This is a genomic window from Bosea sp. (in: a-proteobacteria), assembly GCA_023910605.1.
Classification (GTDB): Bacteria; Pseudomonadota; Alphaproteobacteria; order Rhizobiales; family Beijerinckiaceae; genus Allobosea.
In genome coordinates, this window is the sequence record JAAVVV010000001.1 from 1,444,575 (window position 1) to 1,461,875 (window position 17,301).

At 66.1% G+C, this 17,301-nt stretch carries 15 protein-coding genes and 1 tRNA gene; 5 read left to right on the forward strand and 11 right to left on the reverse strand.

The window, feature by feature from the left end; translation table 11 throughout:
• Window positions 1-134 precede the first annotated feature (134 nt).
• The 8 genes from HEQ16_07035 to HEQ16_07070 all read right to left on the reverse strand — a co-directional run bounded on the left by HEQ16_07035 (window position 135) and on the right by HEQ16_07070 (window position 9,323).
• The gene (locus tag HEQ16_07035; protein ID MCO4053795.1) at window positions 135-1,292 is read right to left on the reverse strand and encodes an IS630 family transposase; all 1,158 of its coding nucleotides are present in this window, start codon (window positions 1,290-1,292) and stop codon (window positions 135-137) included.
• 137 nt (window positions 1,293-1,429) lie between these two features.
• Window positions 1,430-1,504 (reverse strand) — tRNA-Thr (locus HEQ16_07040).
• Between the two features lie 129 nt (window positions 1,505-1,633).
• Complete coding sequence (locus tag HEQ16_07045) at window positions 1,634-2,854, reverse strand: phosphopentomutase (protein ID MCO4053796.1); 1,221 nt, start codon at window positions 2,852-2,854, stop codon at window positions 1,634-1,636.
• Between the two features lie 2 nt (window positions 2,855-2,856).
• Window positions 2,857-4,488: an ABC transporter ATP-binding protein gene (locus HEQ16_07050; protein ID MCO4053797.1), complete on the reverse strand. Its 1,632-nt coding sequence runs from the start codon at window positions 4,486-4,488 to the stop codon at window positions 2,857-2,859.
• A gap of 10 nt (window positions 4,489-4,498) precedes the next feature.
• A complete protein-coding gene (locus HEQ16_07055) occupies window positions 4,499-5,650 on the reverse strand; it encodes an ABC transporter permease (protein MCO4053798.1) in 1,152 nt (383 codons plus the stop codon).
• Window position 5,651: 1 nt separating this feature from the next.
• A complete protein-coding gene (locus tag HEQ16_07060) occupies window positions 5,652-6,761 on the reverse strand; it encodes a microcin C ABC transporter permease YejB (protein MCO4053799.1) in 1,110 nt (369 codons plus the stop codon).
• On the reverse strand, window positions 6,761-8,626 hold the full coding sequence (locus tag HEQ16_07065; protein ID MCO4053800.1) for an ABC transporter substrate-binding protein: 1,866 nt from the start codon (window positions 8,624-8,626) through the stop codon (window positions 6,761-6,763). The genes HEQ16_07060 and HEQ16_07065 overlap by 1 nt, the downstream gene beginning before the upstream one ends.
• Before the next feature lie 169 nt (window positions 8,627-8,795).
• Window positions 8,796-9,323, reverse strand: coding sequence for a cytochrome c family protein (locus HEQ16_07070; GenBank protein ID MCO4053801.1), 528 nt, complete (start codon window positions 9,321-9,323; stop codon window positions 8,796-8,798).
• 165 nt (window positions 9,324-9,488) lie between these two features.
• Between HEQ16_07070 and HEQ16_07075 the strand changes: the two genes are divergently transcribed.
• Both HEQ16_07075 and HEQ16_07080 read left to right on the forward strand, forming a co-directional pair.
• Entirely contained in the window at window positions 9,489-10,223 is a 735-nt protein-coding gene (locus tag HEQ16_07075; GenBank protein MCO4053802.1) for a 3-deoxy-manno-octulosonate cytidylyltransferase, read from the forward strand.
• A gap of 12 nt (window positions 10,224-10,235) precedes the next feature.
• Window positions 10,236-11,084, forward strand: coding sequence for a prephenate dehydratase (locus tag HEQ16_07080; GenBank protein ID MCO4053803.1), 849 nt, complete (start codon window positions 10,236-10,238; stop codon window positions 11,082-11,084).
• Window positions 11,085-11,246: 162 nt separating this feature from the next.
• On the opposite strand, the gene nudC is transcribed toward HEQ16_07080, so the two are convergent.
• The 3 genes from nudC to HEQ16_07095 all read right to left on the reverse strand — a co-directional run bounded on the left by nudC (window position 11,247) and on the right by HEQ16_07095 (window position 13,854).
• Window positions 11,247-12,179 carry an NAD(+) diphosphatase gene (gene nudC, locus HEQ16_07085; protein MCO4053804.1) on the reverse strand — a complete coding sequence of 311 codons (933 nt, stop codon included), beginning with the start codon at window positions 12,177-12,179 and terminating at the stop codon, window positions 11,247-11,249.
• Window positions 12,180-12,225: 46 nt separating this feature from the next.
• Window positions 12,226-12,642 carry an HIT domain-containing protein gene (locus HEQ16_07090; GenBank protein MCO4053805.1) on the reverse strand — a complete coding sequence of 139 codons (417 nt, stop codon included), beginning with the start codon at window positions 12,640-12,642 and terminating at the stop codon, window positions 12,226-12,228.
• Between the two features lie 69 nt (window positions 12,643-12,711).
• Window positions 12,712-13,854 carry an ISAs1 family transposase gene (locus HEQ16_07095; GenBank protein MCO4053806.1) on the reverse strand — a complete coding sequence of 381 codons (1,143 nt, stop codon included), beginning with the start codon at window positions 13,852-13,854 and terminating at the stop codon, window positions 12,712-12,714.
• Window positions 13,855-14,084: 230 nt separating this feature from the next.
• Here HEQ16_07095 and HEQ16_07100 point away from each other — a divergent pair, with 230 nt between their 5' ends.
• The 3 genes from HEQ16_07100 to upp all read left to right on the forward strand — a co-directional run bounded on the left by HEQ16_07100 (window position 14,085) and on the right by upp (window position 17,299).
• Complete coding sequence (locus tag HEQ16_07100) at window positions 14,085-15,344, forward strand: GTP cyclohydrolase II (protein ID MCO4053807.1); 1,260 nt, start codon at window positions 14,085-14,087, stop codon at window positions 15,342-15,344.
• 3 nt (window positions 15,345-15,347) lie between these two features.
• Complete coding sequence (locus tag HEQ16_07105) at window positions 15,348-16,586, forward strand: URC4/urg3 family protein (protein ID MCO4053808.1); 1,239 nt, start codon at window positions 15,348-15,350, stop codon at window positions 16,584-16,586.
• Between the two features lie 71 nt (window positions 16,587-16,657).
• The gene (gene upp, locus HEQ16_07110; GenBank protein ID MCO4053809.1) at window positions 16,658-17,299 is read left to right on the forward strand and encodes a uracil phosphoribosyltransferase; all 642 of its coding nucleotides are present in this window, start codon (window positions 16,658-16,660) and stop codon (window positions 17,297-17,299) included.
• Window positions 17,300-17,301: the final 2 nt, after the last annotated feature.

Genomic DNA, 17,301 nt, shown 5'->3' on the forward strand with positions numbered 1-17,301 from the left:
AAGAGCAAATGCCCATACCTGAACAAGTGGCAAAACTCGTGACACGGTTTGAGGAACAAAAATCATCTTACAAGTCAGGTGGTTATAATGAAACTCAGGTTCGCAGAGATTTTATTGACCCGTTTTTCAAGGCACTAGTGGACAGAATCTAACGCTTGGTGCCCGCGTTTGACAGCTGCGATTATGGCGTCGGGGTCTGCGGTCCAGGAGAAGGGTTTTGGCTCCCCGTTGTGCTCTTTGAGGAAGCGGTTGATGGCGGCCTGAAGATCGACGACTGAGACAAAGACGCCGCGCTTGAGGATGCGTTTTGCGAGCTTGGCGAAGAAACCCTCGACCGCATTGAGCCATGAACAGGACGTTGGCGTGAAGTGGAAGGTGAAGCGCTGATTGCGCATGAGCCATTGCATGACCTTGGGATGCTTGTGGGCGGCATAATTGTCGAGAATGACATGGACCGCCTTGCCTGCCGGAACCTGCGCATTAATGGCGTTGAGGAAGCGGATGAACTCCTGATGGCGATGGCGCTGCATGTTCTGGCCGATGACGGTTCCGTCGAGCACGTTGAGGGCCGCAAAGAGCGTGGTCGTGCCGTTCCGCTTGTAGTCGTGGGTCATGGTGCCCAGCCGCCCCTTTTTCATGGGCAGTCCGGGCTGGGTGCGGTCGAGGGCCTGGATCTGGGATTTCTCATCCAGCGATAGAACGATGGCGTGCGCGGGCGGATTGACATAGAGGCCGACCACGTCGCGCAGTTTCTCGGTGAACTTCGGGTCGTTGGAGAGCTTGAACTGGCGCATCCGGTGCGGCTGGAGGCCGTGCGCCTTCCAGATGCGGCGCACCGCGCTGGCGCTGATGCCGGAGGCTTGGGCCATGGCCTGCGCCGTCCAGTGCGTGGTCTCGCTGGGGGGATCGGCCAGCGTCAGCGCCACCACACGCTCCGCCACTTGAGGGCCGAGCGGCTTGATGCGCGAGGGGCGCGTCTTGTCGCGCAGCCGCGCCACATCGCGGCTTCCCATTGGCTCGTTGGCATCCCTCAGGACGTCAAGGATGGCACGCGTCAGCTCGCCGGGGCCGAAGATGGCTTGCCGCCGCTGGCGGGGCATCTCCGCGTCTAGGTTTCCTGTATAGCCCAACGTCCCCAGCACCCGGTCTATCGCGTCCACGTCGTTCTTGATGGCCGCCAGCCTGTCCCTGATGCGCTCGGCTTCGTTGAACAGGTCTGCGCGCTTGGTGAGCAGCCCCGCAATGGTGTGCTCGAATGTGTCAGTGCGGCTGCGCTTGATCGTGTCTGGCATGGCCCCAGGATAGCCGATCCGGGCCGGGTTTCGCCCGGTCGGCTTTGGTGCATTTGCTACCTAAGGCCGGAAGAATGTGCTTTTCTCGGGAAAAGCAAGGATTTTCAACGTTATCAAGAGGGTGATCGGCTGAAGGCTGGTGCTGCGAGAGAGGATTGAACTCTCGACCTCTCCATTACCAATGGAGTGCTCTACCACTGAGCTACCGCAGCGCCGCAAGGTCGTGGATGGGCGCGTGCTCATCGAACCGTCAGCCGCCGCTGGATAGACGGTTGCCTTGCGCAAATCAACCGGCAATCGCACCGTCTCGCGCGGGTCTGTCTCGCGTGCGGGGCCGCGCCTCACCACCAGCTCTTGCCATGGGGCAGGGGGCTCAGCCCCAGATGGCTTGCAACGCTCTGGCCGATGTCGGCGAAGCTCGAGCGGCGGCCCAGCGCGCGCGCGGCCAGCCCGGGGCCAAAGCCGATGATCGGCACATGCTCGCGCGTGTGGTCCGTGCCGTGCCAGGTGGGGTCGTTGCCGTGATCGGCTGTGATGACGACGAGATCGCCGGCCCGCAGCACAGCGTGCAGCTCCGGCAACCGCCGGTCGAAGGCCTCGATCGCGGCGGCATAGCCCGCCACATCGCGGCGGTGGCCATGCTCACTGTCGAAGTCCACGAGATTGACGAAGCTGAAGCCGCCATCGGGCAGCGTCTGCAGCGCTTCCACCGCCATGGAGACATGCACGTCGTTGCTTGCGCCCTTGCGCTCAAGGCCTGTGTTGCGATGGGCGAAGATGTCGCCGATCTTGCCGATGCTCACGACGGCGCGGCCAGCTTCGGCGGCGCGGTCGAGCAGCGTGGCGCCCGGCGGCATGACCGCGAAGTCCTTCCGGTTGGCCGTGCGCGCGAAGCCGGCCTCGATGCTGCCGGTGAAGGGCCGCGCGATCACCCGGCCGATGTTGAACGGATCGACGAGGCGGCGCACCGTGGCGCACAGCCCATAGAGCCGTTCCAGCCCGAAGCTCTCCTCATGCGCGGCGATCTGGAAGACGCTGTCCACCGAGGTGTAGCATATCGGCTTGCCGGTCAGCATGTGCTCGGCGCCAAGTTCGTCGATGATGGCGATGCCCGGCGCATGCCGGTTGCCCAGGATGCCGGGAAGCTTGCCCTCGCGGATGACGGCCGCGATGAGCGCAGGCGGGAAGGAGTGCTGCTTCTCCCGGAAATAGCCCCACTGGAAGGGCACGGGGCAGCCGGCCATCTCCCAGTGGCCGGAGGGCGTGTCCTTGCCCTGGCTGACCTCTACGCCGAAGCCGTGCAGCCCCGATGGCGCGGCCGGCGCCGGCACGCCGGCCAGCGGCTCGCCGGTCGAGGCGCGGTGCGCCTGCGGCAACCCGAGCGCCGCAAGCTTCGGGATGGCCAGCGGCCCCTGGCGAAGGCCTGGCCTGTCCGCCAGCCCCCGCGCGCAATGGGCCGCGATGTGGCCGAGCGTGTTCGCGCCGGCGTCGCCATAGTCGGCGGCGTCGGCGGAGGCGCCGCAGCCCAGCGAATCGAGCACGATGATCATGGCGCGGGCCATGGTCATTCCTTCACCGTATCGGCGGCCGGGTGCGCCTGAAGGTTGAATGCGGCTGCGAAGAGCGCCCTGGTGTAGTCCGTCCTGGGTTCGCTGAAGATCGCCTCGCCCTCGCCCTCCTCGACCACCTTGCCGTTCTGCATCACCAGCACCCGGTGCGACAGGGCCCGCACCACCTTGAGGTCGTGGCTGATGAACATGTAGGCCAGCCCGCGCTTGTCCTGCAATTCGCGAAGCAGGTCCACGATCTGCGCCTGAACCGACATGTCGAGCGCCGAGGTGGGCTCGTCCAGCACCACGAAGCCGGGGTCCAGCGCCATGGCGCGGGCGATGGCGATGCGCTGGCGCTGGCCGCCCGAGAACTCATGCGGATAGCGGTCCATCGCAGCCGGATCGAGCCCCACATCTATGAGGGCGCGCGCCACGATCGCGCGGCGCTCATCATAGCCAAGCCCCTTGTCCTGGACGAGCAGCCCTTCCTCGACGATCCCCGCCACCGACAGGCGCGGCGACAGCGAGCCGTAAGGGTCCTGAAACACCACCTGCATGGAGCGGCGCCTGGGCCGCATCGCTGCGGATTGCAGCCCGTCAATGTTCTCGCCCAGGAAGATGATCGGCCCTTCGGACGCGATGAGCCTTAGGATGGCGAGGCCAAGCGTCGTCTTGCCCGAACCCGATTCGCCGACCACGCCCACTGTCTCGCCCTGCCGGATGCGGATCGACACGCCGTCCACCGCCTTCACATGCCCCACCGTGCGGCGCATGAAGCCTTTCCTGATCGGAAACCAGATCTTCAGCGGGCCGGCATCCAGGATGGTCTTCGCGTCGGCGGGCACGGGGCGCGGCTTGCCCTTGGGCTCGGCGGCCAGCAGGCGCTGGGTGTAGGCGTGGCGCGGCGCCTCGAACACCTCCGCCACCGGCCCTTCCTCCACGATGCGGCCCTTGAGCATCACGCACACGCGCGCGGCTATGCGTCTTACGATGCCCAGATCATGGGTGATGAACAGCATCGCCATGCCGAGCCGTTCCTGCAACTCCTTGAGCAGAATCAGGATCTGCGCCTGCACGGTGACGTCGAGCGCCGTGGTCGGCTCGTCGGCGATCAGCAGCTTGGGCTCGTTGGCGAGAGCCATGGCGATCATCACGCGCTGGCGCTGCCCGCCCGAAAGCTGATGGGGATAGGCGTCGAGCCGGTCGGCCGCGTTGCGGATGCCGACGAGTTCGAGCAGCTCCAGCGTCCGCGCTCGCGCGCGCTCGCCCTCAAGCCCCTTGTGCAGGGCCAGGATCTCGCCGATCTGCCGCTCGATGGTGTGGAGCGGGTTCAGCGAGGTCATCGGCTCCTGGAAGACCATGGTGATGTCGTTGCCGCGCACCAGCCTCAGCTCCTCGTCGGAGGCCGAAAGAAGGTCCTTCCCCTCGAACAGCACGCGCCCGGCAGGATGTGAGGCCGGCGGATATTGCAGCAGCTTCAGGATCGAGAGCGCGGTCACGGATTTGCCGGAACCGGACTCGCCCACCAGCGCCAGCGTCTCGCCGGCCCGCAGCGTCAACGAGACATCGTCCACCGCGAGGGTGCGTCTGCCGCCCTGGGTGAAGGCGGTCGAAAGGTTCTCGATCTGGAGCAGGGGAGGGGTCATCGCCACAGCCTCACCCGAAGGTCTTGCGCGGATCGAAGGCGTCGCGCACCGCCTCGCCGATGAAGACCAGCAGCGAGAGCATCACCGAGATGACGAGGAAGCCGGCCAGGCCCAGCCATGGCGCCTGCAGGTTGTTCTTGCCCTGCGCCAGCAGTTCGCCCAGCGAGGGCGAGCCCGGCGGCAGCCCGAAGCCGAGAAAATCGAGCGAGGTGAGCGTCGTGATCGAGCCGTTGAGCACGAAAGGCATGAAGGTCAGCGTCGCCACCATGGCATTGGGCAGCAGGTGCTTGACCATGATCTTGGCGTTGGACAGCCCCAGCGCCCGCGCCGCCCGCACATATTCGAAGTTGCGCGCGCGCAGGAACTCGGCCCTGACGACGCCAACGAGCGAAACCCACGAGAACAGCAGAAGAATGCCCAGCAGCACGAAAAAGCTCGGCGTGATCACCGAGGAGATGATGATGAGCAGGTAAAGCGAGGGGATCGAGGTCCACACTTCTATGAAGCGCTGGAAGATCAGGTCCGTCCACCCCCCGAAATAGCCCTGCACGGCGCCGGCCGCGATGCCGATGGCCGAGGAGATGATGGCGAGGGCCAGCCCGAACAGCACCGACAGGCGAAAGCCATAGATGAGGCGGGCCACCACGTCGCGGCCCTGATCATCCGTGCCCAGCCAGTTCCACTCGATGTCCCGGCAGGTGCTGCCCCCTGCCTTGGCGGCCTGCACGGCGCATTGCGCGTCGCCGAGCAGCCAGGTCGGCGGGGCAGGCGCCGGCACCGGCAGGTCGAGATTGTGCGTGGAATAGCTGAAGCGGATCGGCGGCCAGATGGCGAAGCCGTTGGCGGCGATTTCCTTCTGGATCACGGGGTCGCGATAATCCGTCCGGGCCAGGAAGCCGCCGAACTTCTCCTCCGGATAATCGACCGCGATGGGCGCCAGCCACTCACCCTTGTATTGCACGAGGATCGGGCGGTCATTGGCGATCAGTTCGGCGAACAGGCAGAGCACGAACAGGATCATGAAGGCCCAGAACGACCAGTAGCCGCGCCTGTTGGCCTTGAAATTGGCGAGCCGGCGCTGGTTGATCGGGCTCAGAAACGGCCCGCGTGATGGCGGTGGCGGCACGAGCGCGCCATCGGGGGCGGAGACGGCGGTGTCCATCTCAGGTCTCCCGGCTGTCGAAATCGATGCGTGGATCGATCCAGGTGTACATGAGGTCCGATATGAGCTGCACCACCAGCCCCACCAGCGAGAAGATGAAGAGCGTCGCGAACACGACCGGATAATCGCGGTTCACGATCGCCTCGAAGGAGAGCAGCCCCAGCCCGTCAAGGCTGAAGATAGTCTCTATCAGCAGCGAGCCGGTGAACAGCGCGCCCACGAAGGCGCCCGGAAAGCCGGCCACGACGATCAGCATCGCATTGCGGAAGACATGGCCATAGAGCACGCGCGTTTCGCTCAGCCCCTTCATGCGGGCGGTCAGCACGTATTGCTTGCGGATCTCGTCGAGGAAGGAGTTCTTGGTCAGCAGGGTCGAGGTGGCGAAGGCGCCGATGGCCATCGCGAAGACCGGCAAGGTGATGTGCCAGAGATAGTCCACGATCTTCATGGGCCAGGGCATGTCGGCCCAGCCATCGGATGTGAGGCCGCGCAGCGGGAAGATCTGCCAGAAGGATCCCCCGGCGAACAGCACGATGAGCAGGATGGCGAACAGGAAGCCCGGAATGGCATAGCCGACGATCACGATGCCCGAGGTCCAGACATCGAAGCGCGAGCCGTCCGAGACGGCCTTGCGGATGCCGAGCGGAATGGAGATGAGGTACGAGAGCAGCGTCATCCACAGGCCGAGCGTGATCGAGACCGGCAGCTTCTCGGCGATGAGCGCGAGCACCGGCGCGTCGCGGAAGTAGCTCTTTCCGAAATTCAAGGTGGAGTAGTCCACCAGCATCTTGAAGAAGCGCTCATGCGCCGGCTTGTCGAAGCCGAACTGCTTCTCCAGCTCCTTGATGAACTGCGGGTCGAGTCCCTGCGCCCCGCGATAGGCGGATGTCACGTCGCCGCCGGCCCCGCCAGCCGCCGGCGCGCCGCCTGCCACGTCTCCGCCGCCGCCACCGAGCCGCCCCGCTACGCCGCTGTCCTGCCCCTGCAGCTGCGCGATCATGCGCTCCACCGGCCCACCCGGCGCGAACTGCACCAGCACGAAGGAAATCAGCATGATCCCGAACAGCGTCGGGATCATCAGCAGCAGGCGGCGCGCGATGTAGGCCAGCATCAGGCGCGCCCGACCCGGCGGGCCTTTTCCGGATTGAACCACCATGTGCCGGGCGCGCCTTCGCCGAACTTCGGCTGCACGGCCGGCCGGTCATACATGTCCCAGTAGGCGAGCCAGACGGTGGGCGCGTGCCACATCGGCACCCAGTAGCGCCCGGCGCGGAACACACGGTCAAGTGCCCGGCACGCCACGACCACGTCCTTGTAGGAGGTCGCATTGGCGATTCGCGTCAGCAGCGCGTCGATGGCCGGGTTCGCGATGCCGGCATAGTTGCGGCTGCCCGGCGTGCGGGCCGCTTCGGAGCTCATCACGAGCCGCATCGTATCGCCGGGTATCTGCGAGCCGCCGAGAGCCAGGCTCACCATGTCGAAGTCGAACTCGTTGGTGCGCCGCTGGTATTGCGCGGGGTCCACCGTACGCAGGCGGCCCTCGATGCCCAGCCGCTTGAGGTTGGCGATGAAGGGCTGTGTGTGCGGGTGAAGCGCGGGATTGGAATCAAGGAACTCGATCTCGAAAGGCTTGCCGCCCGGCAGCTTCAGCGCCGCGCCCTCGCGCTTGCAGCCCGCCGCGAGCAGCAGGTCATTGGCGCGGCGCAGCAGGGCGCGGTCATTGCCTGAACCGTCCGAGACAGGCGGCGTCCACGGCTCGCCGAAGACCTCGGGGTCGAGAGTGGCGCGGAACGGCTCCAGCAGAGCCAGTTCCTCCGGAGAGGGCAGGCCCTCGGCCTTCTTGTCGGATTTCTCGAAGAAGGAGGCCGTGCGGGCGCGCAGGCCGAACATGATGTTGCGGTTGGTCCACTCGAAGTCGAAGCACAGGTTCAGCGCCTCGCGGATGCGCTTGTCCCTGAACATCTCGCGCCGCGTGTTGAAGTACCAGCCCTGGCTCGCCATCGGCGCGGTTCGCGGCAGCTCCTCGCGCTTGACCCGGCCTTCCCGCAGCGCGGGGAAGTCGTAGCCGGTGGCCCACTGCCGGGCTGTGTATTCTTCCTCGAAGGTGATGGTCCCGGCCTTGAAGGCCTCGAACGCCACATTCCGATCACGGAAATACTCGTAGCGGACGCGGTCGAAATTGTTCAGCCCCACATTCACGGGCAGGTCCCTGGCCCAGTAGTCGGGCACGCGATCATATTCCATGTAGCGGCCCTGCTCGAAGCGGCCCATGCGGTAGGGCCCCGACCCAAGGATGGGCTCGAGGATGGCGGCCTCGAAGTCGCGCCCTTCCCAGAAGGCGCGCGAGAAGACGTTCAGCGAGCCCACCAGCAGGTGCAGGTCGCGGCTCTTGGCCGGGCTCAGCGTCACTGTCACGGTGTGCCGGTCGTCGGCGACCGCGCTTTCCAGTTCGCGCAGCAGCAGCCGATACGAGGAGTGGCCCTTGGTCTTGATGATGTTCAGCGAGAAGGCGACGTCATCGGCCGTGACCGGCGTTCCATTGTGGAAGCGGGCCTCGGGGCGCAGGTTGAAGCGGTATTTCAGCTTGTCGGGCGAGATCAGGATCGAACGGGCAAGCAGGCCGTAGGCTGTCAGCGGCTCGTCGGCATGGCTTGTCACCAGGCTGTCGAAGATCAGCTCGGTTCCGCCAACGCCGTCGCCCTTGTCCACAAAGGAGTTGAGCGTGTTGAAAGTGTCGAAGCTCTGGTTGCCGCCGCCCGACTTGAGCTGGATGACGAGATTGCCGCCTTTTGCCGCTGCCGGGTTCACATAGGCGAAGTGCCTGAAATCGGCCGGCAGGCCCAGTTCGCCAAAGGTGGAGAGGCCGTGGACTTCCGACCAGCCGGCCTCGGCGAAGGCGGGTCTGAGCAGCGCGGGGGCTGCGAGCGTGGCGGCGGCGCCCGCGAGCGCATCTCGCCGTGTCCATTTCAGGGTCATGCCGCACCTCCCGGGGTCGCCGCGCCAGCCGTCTCGGATTCGCCAGCACAATAGGCCGCCGGACGCGGCTCTTGCCAGACGTTTCGATGCCGAAAGACGAAAAGGCCGGGCTTGCGGCCCGGCTTTGTTGTCACGATCGTGCGTTGTGCGCCGCGCCGGCGCGGTGCCGTCACTTCAGCGATGCAAGATAGGCGATGATGTCGGCGCGCTGGTCGGGCCGGGCCACGCCGGCGAAGCCCATGGTCGTGCCGGGCAGATAGGCCTTGGGGTTCTTCAGGAAGCCATCGAGCTCGGCGGCGCCCCATTTCTCGCTCTTGGCCTTGCGGTCGCGCAGCGCTGCCGAATAGGCGAAGCCGTCGATATGGGCCTTCGGGCCGTCCACCACCTTCCACAGGTTGGGGCCGACGCGGTTGGCGCCGCCATTGTCGAAGGTGTGGCAGGCGCGGCAGGATGCGACGGCGCGCTCGCCACGGCCGGCATCGGCCATCTTCATGCGTTCCTCGATCGGAGCCTCGGCCGCAGCCGGCGCCGCTGCGGCGGCAGTCGCGGTCGCGGCCTCGCCGCCTGGCAGGGCATAGCCTGTAATGGTGGGCTTGGCGGGGCTGGCCACGATGCTGTCCAGCATGTTGAGGCCCATCACCAGCAGCGCCACGCCGAGCACCGCGCCCGCAATCTTGTTCAGTTCAAACGAGTCCATCGTCCGTCTCGTCTCCCGCAGCCGACAAAACGGCCTGATGTTCAGGGCAGGGCGCCCCCCGACCGACTGTGCTGCTGATTACCCGCTTTGCGCTTGAGTTTGCAACTCATATAAGCACGTTCCTCTTTGAGACTTTTTGACGCCAGCGAAAGTTCGGCACCCTCCATGTCAGACCCCCTGATCCTGATCCCCGCGCGCCTCGCGGCGACGCGCCTGCCCGACAAGCCTCTGGCCGACATCCACGGCCAACCCATGATCGTGCATGTCTGGAAGCGCGCGATGGAAGCCGGCATCGGCCCGGTGGCGGTGGCGACCGACTCGCCGGCGATCATCGCCGCGGTGGAGGCGGCCGGCGGGCGCGCGGTCATGACGCGGTCCGATCACCAGTCTGGCTCCGACCGCATCAAGGAGGCGGCCGACACCCTCGATCCGGAAGGCCGCCACGACGTCATCGTCAACCTGCAGGGCGACTTCCCCACCATCGACCCCGCCGCCATCGCCATCTCGATCGAGCCGCTGGCCGATCCGGCGGTCATGATAGCCACGCTCGCCGCCGAAATCGTCGAGGAGGAAGAGAAGACCGCGCCCGGCGTGGTGAAGCTCATCGGCTCCGTCGTCGCGCCGGGCCGCATGCGCGCGCTCTATTTCACCCGGGCCACCGCGCCGACGGGAGAGGGGCCGCTGCATCATCATGTCGGCGTCTATGCCTATCGCAGGAAGGCGCTGGAGCGCTTCGTGTCCCTCCCGCAATCCCCGCTGGAACTGCGCGAGAAGCTCGAGCAGCTGCGCGCGCTGGAGGACGGCATGCGCATCGACGTGCGCATCATCGACCATGTGCCGCGCGGCGTCGACACGCCCGCCGATCTTGACCGCGCCCGCGCCATTCTGGCCGGCCGCTGAGGAGCCGCCCCCATGTCCGTCGTCGTATCCTATCAGGGCGAGCCCGGAGCCTTCTCGCAGGAGGCGGCGCTGAAGGTCTTTCCCGGTTGCGAGGCGCTGCCCTGCGCCACCTTCGAGGATGCTCTCGCCGCCGTCAGCGAGGGCACCGCGCGGTATGGCATGATCCCCATTGAGAATTCGCTGGCCGGACGCGTGGGCGACATCCACCACCTCCTGCCGCGCTCGGGACTGCACATCATCGGCGAGTTCTTCCTGCCCATCCGCTTCCAGCTGATGGCCGTCAAGGGCGCCAGCCTCGCCACGATCAAGACGGCCGAGAGCCATGTCGTCGCGCTGGGGCAGAACCGCAAGATCATGAAGAACCTGAAGCTCAGGGCCGTGGTCGGCGCCGACACGGCTGGCTCGGCGAGGCTGGTCTCCGAGGCCGGTGACCCGACCCGCGCCGCGCTTGCCTCGCGCCTGTCTGCGGAGATCTACAATCTCGACATCCTGATGGAGGATGTGGAGGACGAGAAGTATAACACCACGCGCTTCGTCGTGCTCTCGAAATATCCGGAATATGCCCGCGCCGGCACCGCCAATATCGTCACGACCATCGTTTTCCGTGTGCGTAACATCCCGGCCGCGCTGTACAAGGCCATGGGTGGCTTCGCCACCAACGGCGTCAACATGACCAAGCTCGAAAGCTACATGCTCGACGGCCATTTCTTCGCGACGATGTTCTACCTTGATGTCGAGGGCCATCCCGACGATCCGTCGCTCAAGCGCGCCCTGGAGGAGCTCGAATACTTCTCGCGCGAAGTGAAGGTGCTCGGCGTCTATCCTGCCCATCCGTTCCGCGAGAGCTTCAAGGAGGGCTGACCCCGGCCGCCACCGCAGGCGGCAGCCGGAACCCGACCATGGCGCAGGCGCTTTCCGGTGGCTGCCACGATGCGGCTTCCGTCGTCTGACAGGATAGGCTGCCATGAAAACCGCCGGCCGCTGGCTTCTCATCGGGGCCTCGATGCCTGCCGCAGCATTGGCTCAGCCCTCGCCGTTCACCCAGGCGGCGAGCAGCGTGTTGGCGATCGCGATCCGAACCGGGGCGGTGAAGCCTTCCGGGTGACGGCCCTCCAGCATCAGCACCACCTCGTCGCGCCCGAACCAGCGCCCGCTTTCCAGTTCGGTATGGTCGAGCGTGATGTCGGCCGTGAGGCTTTCGGCGATGCAGCCGATCATCAGCGAGGAGGGGAAGGGCCATGGCTGGGAGGCGAGATAACGCACCGGCCCGGCAACCAGCCCCGTCTCCTCCAGCGTCTCGCGGCGCACCGCATCCTCGATGGTTTCGCCCGGCTCCACGAAGCCCGCGATGCACGAATGCATGCCGGGCGGAAAACGTGACTGCCGCGCCAGAAGGCATTGCGGTCCCAGCGTGGGGTCGGTCCGCACCACGAGCATGATGGTGACCGGATCGGTGCGGGGAAAATGCTGCGCCCCGCAGGCGGCGCATTCGCGCTTCCAGCCCCCTGAGGCTGCGCCAGTGGTCGCGCCGCAATTGGCGCAGAACATGTGCCGCGCATGCCAGTCGGTCATCGCCTTCGCCTCGCCGATCGCGCCCAGTTCGGCGGGTGGGACCAGTCCCTGGATCGCCAGCGAGCGCAGGTCCAGCGTGAGCAGGTCGGCCCGCTCCCTGAGCGCATCGACGCGATCGGCATCGATGCGGACGCCGAAACGTCCCTGCCCGTGTTCCCTTCCGAGGAACACGACATGCCGGGGCTCTCCCAGACTGGCCAAGGCCGCCGCGTCATGCCACACGCCGAAGCATGCGCCGTCGCGGCGCAGCACCGGCCTGTCGCCAGCCACCACCGCGAACCGGGCTTCCGGCGCCGCCAACAGGGCCGCCCGCGTCGGCTCGTCGTCACGCAGTTCCGCCGCCCTGTCGAAGAGGTTGGCCGCAAAGCCCGTGCGGGCCGACATTTCCGCCCGTGCGGGCACGATGAGCATGTCGTTCACGCCAAAACCCTCAGCCAAGGAAGGCGGCGTTGAGCCGCCGGATCAGATCGCGGGCGGCTTCGTCGCCATAAGCCTCCGGAAGGCCTTGCCCCCACACAGGCCTGGGCCAGGCTGCATCCGAGCGGCGTCTGGCGATGACGTGGACATGAAGTTGGGACACCATGTTGCCCAGGGCTGCGATGTTGAGCTTGTCGCAGGCCACCGTGCGGCGCAGCGCCGCTGCGGCGCGGTCGATTTCGGCGCTCAGCTGCCGCCTGTCATCGGGCTCGAGGTCGAGCATCTCGCTGACCCCGGCCCGTTTCGGCACCAGCACCAGCCATGAAAAGCGGGCGTCGTTGATGAGCAGCACCCGGCACAGGGGCCAGTCCGCGACGTGAAGGGTGTCGGCTTGCAGGCGGGGATCGAGCGTGAAGTCAGACTGGGTCATTCTCCCTGTTTACGCCGCGCGCCGGGCCGCGTCGACCCGCCCCGGCGCGGGCAGGGCAACGAGTCCAGGTTAACGCGGTGAGGCATGGATGATCTGGGCGAGGGTGTTTGTGTTCCATCCAGCGGCTTTTCGGGCTGTTTTGATGGAGCGGTTTCCCTTTCCTGCGCGGACGAGGTTGAAGGCGAGCCTTCGCACGAGGGCCATGTTCTGCGCTCCATGACCGCGCCTGAGGCGTGATTGATCCTCCTTGAAGACGACATCGAGCACCCAGTGGAGGCTTTCGATGCCCCAATGGCTGCGAATGGCGGTTGCAGCGCGTTCGGGTGTGAGAAGGGCGGAGGAGATGAAGAACCGCGTCTCCCGGGAGGTCTTGCCCTGCCGTTCGACTTGTGTGGTGGCTCGCACGATGCTTCTGAGACGGTGGAAGCGATGCTCGCCGGGATGGCGTCGCCCGCCTTCCAGCCAGCCGATCTCATGGCTGACCGTGGTGGTACGGGTCTCGATGCGTCCATGATCCTTGTCGACGCTGATGCTGGTGGCGAGCCCTGTCGTGGCCGGATCGTCGAAATAGGCCGCGACCTCGTCGTGCAGGGTCGGCTGGTTGCGCTTGAGGGCCAGAAGATAGTCGCCTTCCTTGTCCGTGATCGCCTTGGCCATGGACGGGTTGGTGGCGATGGCGTCGATGGTGACGAGCGCGCCCTTGAGCGTCAGCCGCTCCAGGATTGCCAGCATGGCGGCGCATTCGTTGTCCTTGGCGTCCACGGCCTCCTGCGCCAGCACGAGGCGCTGGGTCGAGGCCCAGGCGCTGACCAGATGGATGGGGGGCAGACTGCGGCCAGCCTCGCCGCTGCGGCGCGCTGTCTTGCCGTCCAGCGCGATCAGGTCCGCCGCGTCCGGTCGCAGCTGCGTCGCCCAGGCCGTGAAGCAGGCCGCAAACAGCGCCGGATCGATCCGGTTCAGCACCACCCGCAGCCAATCCTCCTTGGGAGTGCCGAAGAAATACTCGGCATGCTCGCGCAGGAAAGGCAGATGCGCATCGCCCCAATCGGCGATCTCGTCATAGTCGTCGCAACCCGCGACAGACGCGCAGGTCACCAGAAAAAGCACTTCCGCAAGCGGATACTTGACCTTGCAGCTCTCGCGCGGGTCCCCGACGCGTCCGAAGTGATCCAGCAGAAGGCGCAACCGGTCCTTGACGAAAATCTGATCCATCGTTCGGGCTCCTGATCCGAGCCCGTTGAATCAGAAGCCATACTCCAAAGCTATCCCGTGCGCTCCGCCGTTAACCTGACAAAGTTGCCGTGCCGGCGCGGGCAGGGCCGTTGACAGTCTCGTGCCGAAAGGTCACTTTGATGTTTATCTTGACCTGAACCGATGCGCGTCTCGCGCGGCGGAACGGCTCCGGCTCATACGGCTGGAGCCATTTTGTTTGGAGTTGAGCCATGACCGCGAACCGGTCGACCCATATCCGCCTCACATCGCATCCCGAACCGGGCACCGCCGCCTCGCGCTTTCCGCTGAACTGGGAAGGGTCCGACGCCATCGCGCGCGGTCCCGTCATCGGCGCCACGTCCAACCCGTCGGACCGCAACGTGATCGGGGCCTATGGCGGCGCCTATTCGCTTTACCGCGCCCTCGCCATTTCGGCCCGCGCCATGAATCCTTCGGCCCGGCCTGACCTCACCAACACCTATCCGACCGCCGAGATTGGTCCCTATCCCCAATGGTCGATGCCGGGCAAGATCGTGTCTCTCGATCCGTGGGGCCACCGCGTCGCGCGCGACTTCCAGACGCTGATCGCGGAGGGTGTCGACATCCGCCCCACCATTGCCGTCACCAGGGCAAGGCTCAACCTGCCCGAGATCATCGCCGCGATGGCGGCCCATCGCCTCGCCCCGGATGGGCGCATCCTCCATGCCAATGGCGACATCTCCGTCACCAAGATCGCGGTCGATTCCGTCTGGTGGCTGCCGGGAATCGCGGAGCGCTTCGGCTCCACCGAGAACGAGCTGCGCCGCACCCTTTTCGAGCAGACCGGCGGCATGTTCACCGAGCTCGTCACGCGGCCGGACATGAAGGTGTTCCTGCCGCCCATCGGCTCGATGACGGCTTATGTGATCGGCGAGGTGGCCGATCTCGCCAACCCGAAGAAGCGCATCGCCTGCCGCGTGCATGACGAATGCAACGGCTCCGACGTGTTCGGTTCCGACATCTGCACCTGCCGGCCCTACCTCACGCATGGCATCGAGGAGGCCACGATCGAGGCGCAACGTGGCGGAGTCGGCCTCATCGTCTACAACCGCAAGGAGGGCCGGGCGCTGGGCGAGGTCACCAAGTTCCTCGTCTACAACGCGCGCAAGCGCCAGGAGGGCGGGGACTCGGCCGCCACCTATTTCGAGCGCACCGAATGCGTGGCCGGCGTGCAGGATGCGCGCTTCCAGCAGCTCATGCCCGATATACTGCACTGGCTGGGCGTGACGCGGATCGACCGGCTCATGTCGATGTCGAACATGAAGTATGACGCCATGGTCGCCTCGGGCATCGAGATTGGCGAAAGGGTGCCGATCCCGCCCGAGATGATCCCGCCTGATGCCTCGGTGGAGATGGAGGCGAAGAAGGCCGCCGGCTACTATGCGCCCGATGGCACGCCCGGCGACAATGCGCTCAAGGCCACTGTCGGCCGCGCCCTCGACAAGTTCTGATCCATGTCGCCCGTGTTGAACGCCCGGGGCATGGCCCAGCGCATGATGAACGTGTCCGCGGTCAGCATCAGCGCCGACATGATGCTGGCCGCCGCCCGCGCCGACGCCCTCTCCGCGATTGCGCTCGACGAGACGAGGATCGATGCCGTCGTCGACTACGTCATCGAGACGACGCGCCTCAACTATCCCACGCTCGATATCCCGTTCCATGCGCGCTGGCGCCATTTCCGGGCCGGCGGACGGGACCTGTGGGCCGAGCTCGACGCGGCCACGCCCTGGGCCACCCGGACCGAGCGGGTCAAGGCGGCCTATGATCTCGTGATCGTGTCGGTGCTGCTCGATGCAGGCGCAGGCATGGGCTGGCGCTTCGTCGAGCCCATCACGGGCGTCGAAGCGTCGAAGTCCGAGGGGCTGGGGCTCGCTTCCTTCACGATGTTCCGCGAGGGCCTGTTCTCCGCCGATCCGGCCAGGCCAATGCGCGTCGACGCCGGGCGTCTGCAGACGATCAGCATCGGCGATCTCCGGAGCGGCTTCCAGGTCAGCGCCTCGAACCCGCTGGTGGGGCTGGAGGGGCGGGTGGAGTTGCTGCGCCGGCTCGGCGAGGAGCTTGCTGATCGACACGCCGACAAGCCGGAGAAGCAGCGCCCATCCGTCGTGGCTGACGGCTTCCTCGACACGCTTGAAGCCGGCCAACCCCTGCTTGCGTCAATGATGTTGAGCAGCGTCCTCGAAGAGTTCGCCGGCATCTGGCCTGATCGGCCCGGCGCCGTGCCTGGCTGCGGCGATTGCTGGTTCCATCCCTCCGGGATCGAGCTTGCCGGCCATGGCAAGGCGGTCGCCTTTCACAAGCTCTCGCAGTGGCTCACCTATTCACTGATCGAGCCTCTGCAATGGGCCGGCTTCACGGTGGGCGGCATCGATGGGCTGACCGGCCTTCCCGAATACCGCAATGGCGGCCTCCTGCTGGATTTCGGGGTGTTGCGGCTGAAGGACGAGGCTGATTGGGCGCGCAAGCACGAGGTGGGCTCGCCCCTCGTCGTCGAATGGCGTTCGCTGACCGTGGCCCTCCTGTCCATCATCGCCGACCGCATACGCGCGAAGCTCGGCATGAGCAGGGAAGAGCTGCCCCTCGCCAAGGTGCTGGAGGGTGGAACCTGGGCGGCGGGCCGCCGCATCGCCCGCGAAAAGCGCGTGGATGGCGGCCCCCCGCTCTCGATCGTCAGCGACGGCACGGTATTCTAGACGACAGCCGCGCCGGCGCTATCCGCAACGGCGCGGCAGCATCCACCATAACAGCAAAGGAGTTGTCCTCCATGGCCCATCATGACCCCGGCGTCACCGTCGTCGATCATCCCCTGGTGCAGCACAAGCTGACCCTGATGCGCGACAAGGACCGCTCGACCAAGAGCTTCCGGCAGCTGCTCAACGAGATCGGCATGCTGCTGTGCTATGAGGTCACGCGCGACCTCCCCATCGCCATGACCGAGATCCAGACGCCGCTCGTGACGATGCAGGCCCCGGTCATCGCCGGCAAGAAGCTCGTGTTCGCGCCGATCCTGCGGGCCGGGGTGGGCTTCCTTGATGGCATGCTGGAGATGGTGCCCGCCGCGCGCGTGGCCCATATCGGGCTCTACCGCGACCCCGAGACGCTGCAGGCGGTGGAATACTATTTCAAGGCGCCCTCCGACATCGCCGACCGCACGGTGGTGGTGATGGACCCGATGCTGGCGACCGGCAATTCAGCAATCGCCGCAGTGGACCGCCTGAAGGAGCGCGGCGTGCGCGACCTGCGCTTCGTGTGCCTGCTCGCCGCCCCCGAAGGCATCACCAAGATGCGGGACGCGCATCCTGAGGTGAGAATCTGGACCGCCTCCATCGACAGTCATCTCAACGATCACGGCTACATCGTGCCAGGGCTGGGCGATGCAGGCGACCGCATGTTCGGCACGCGCTGAGC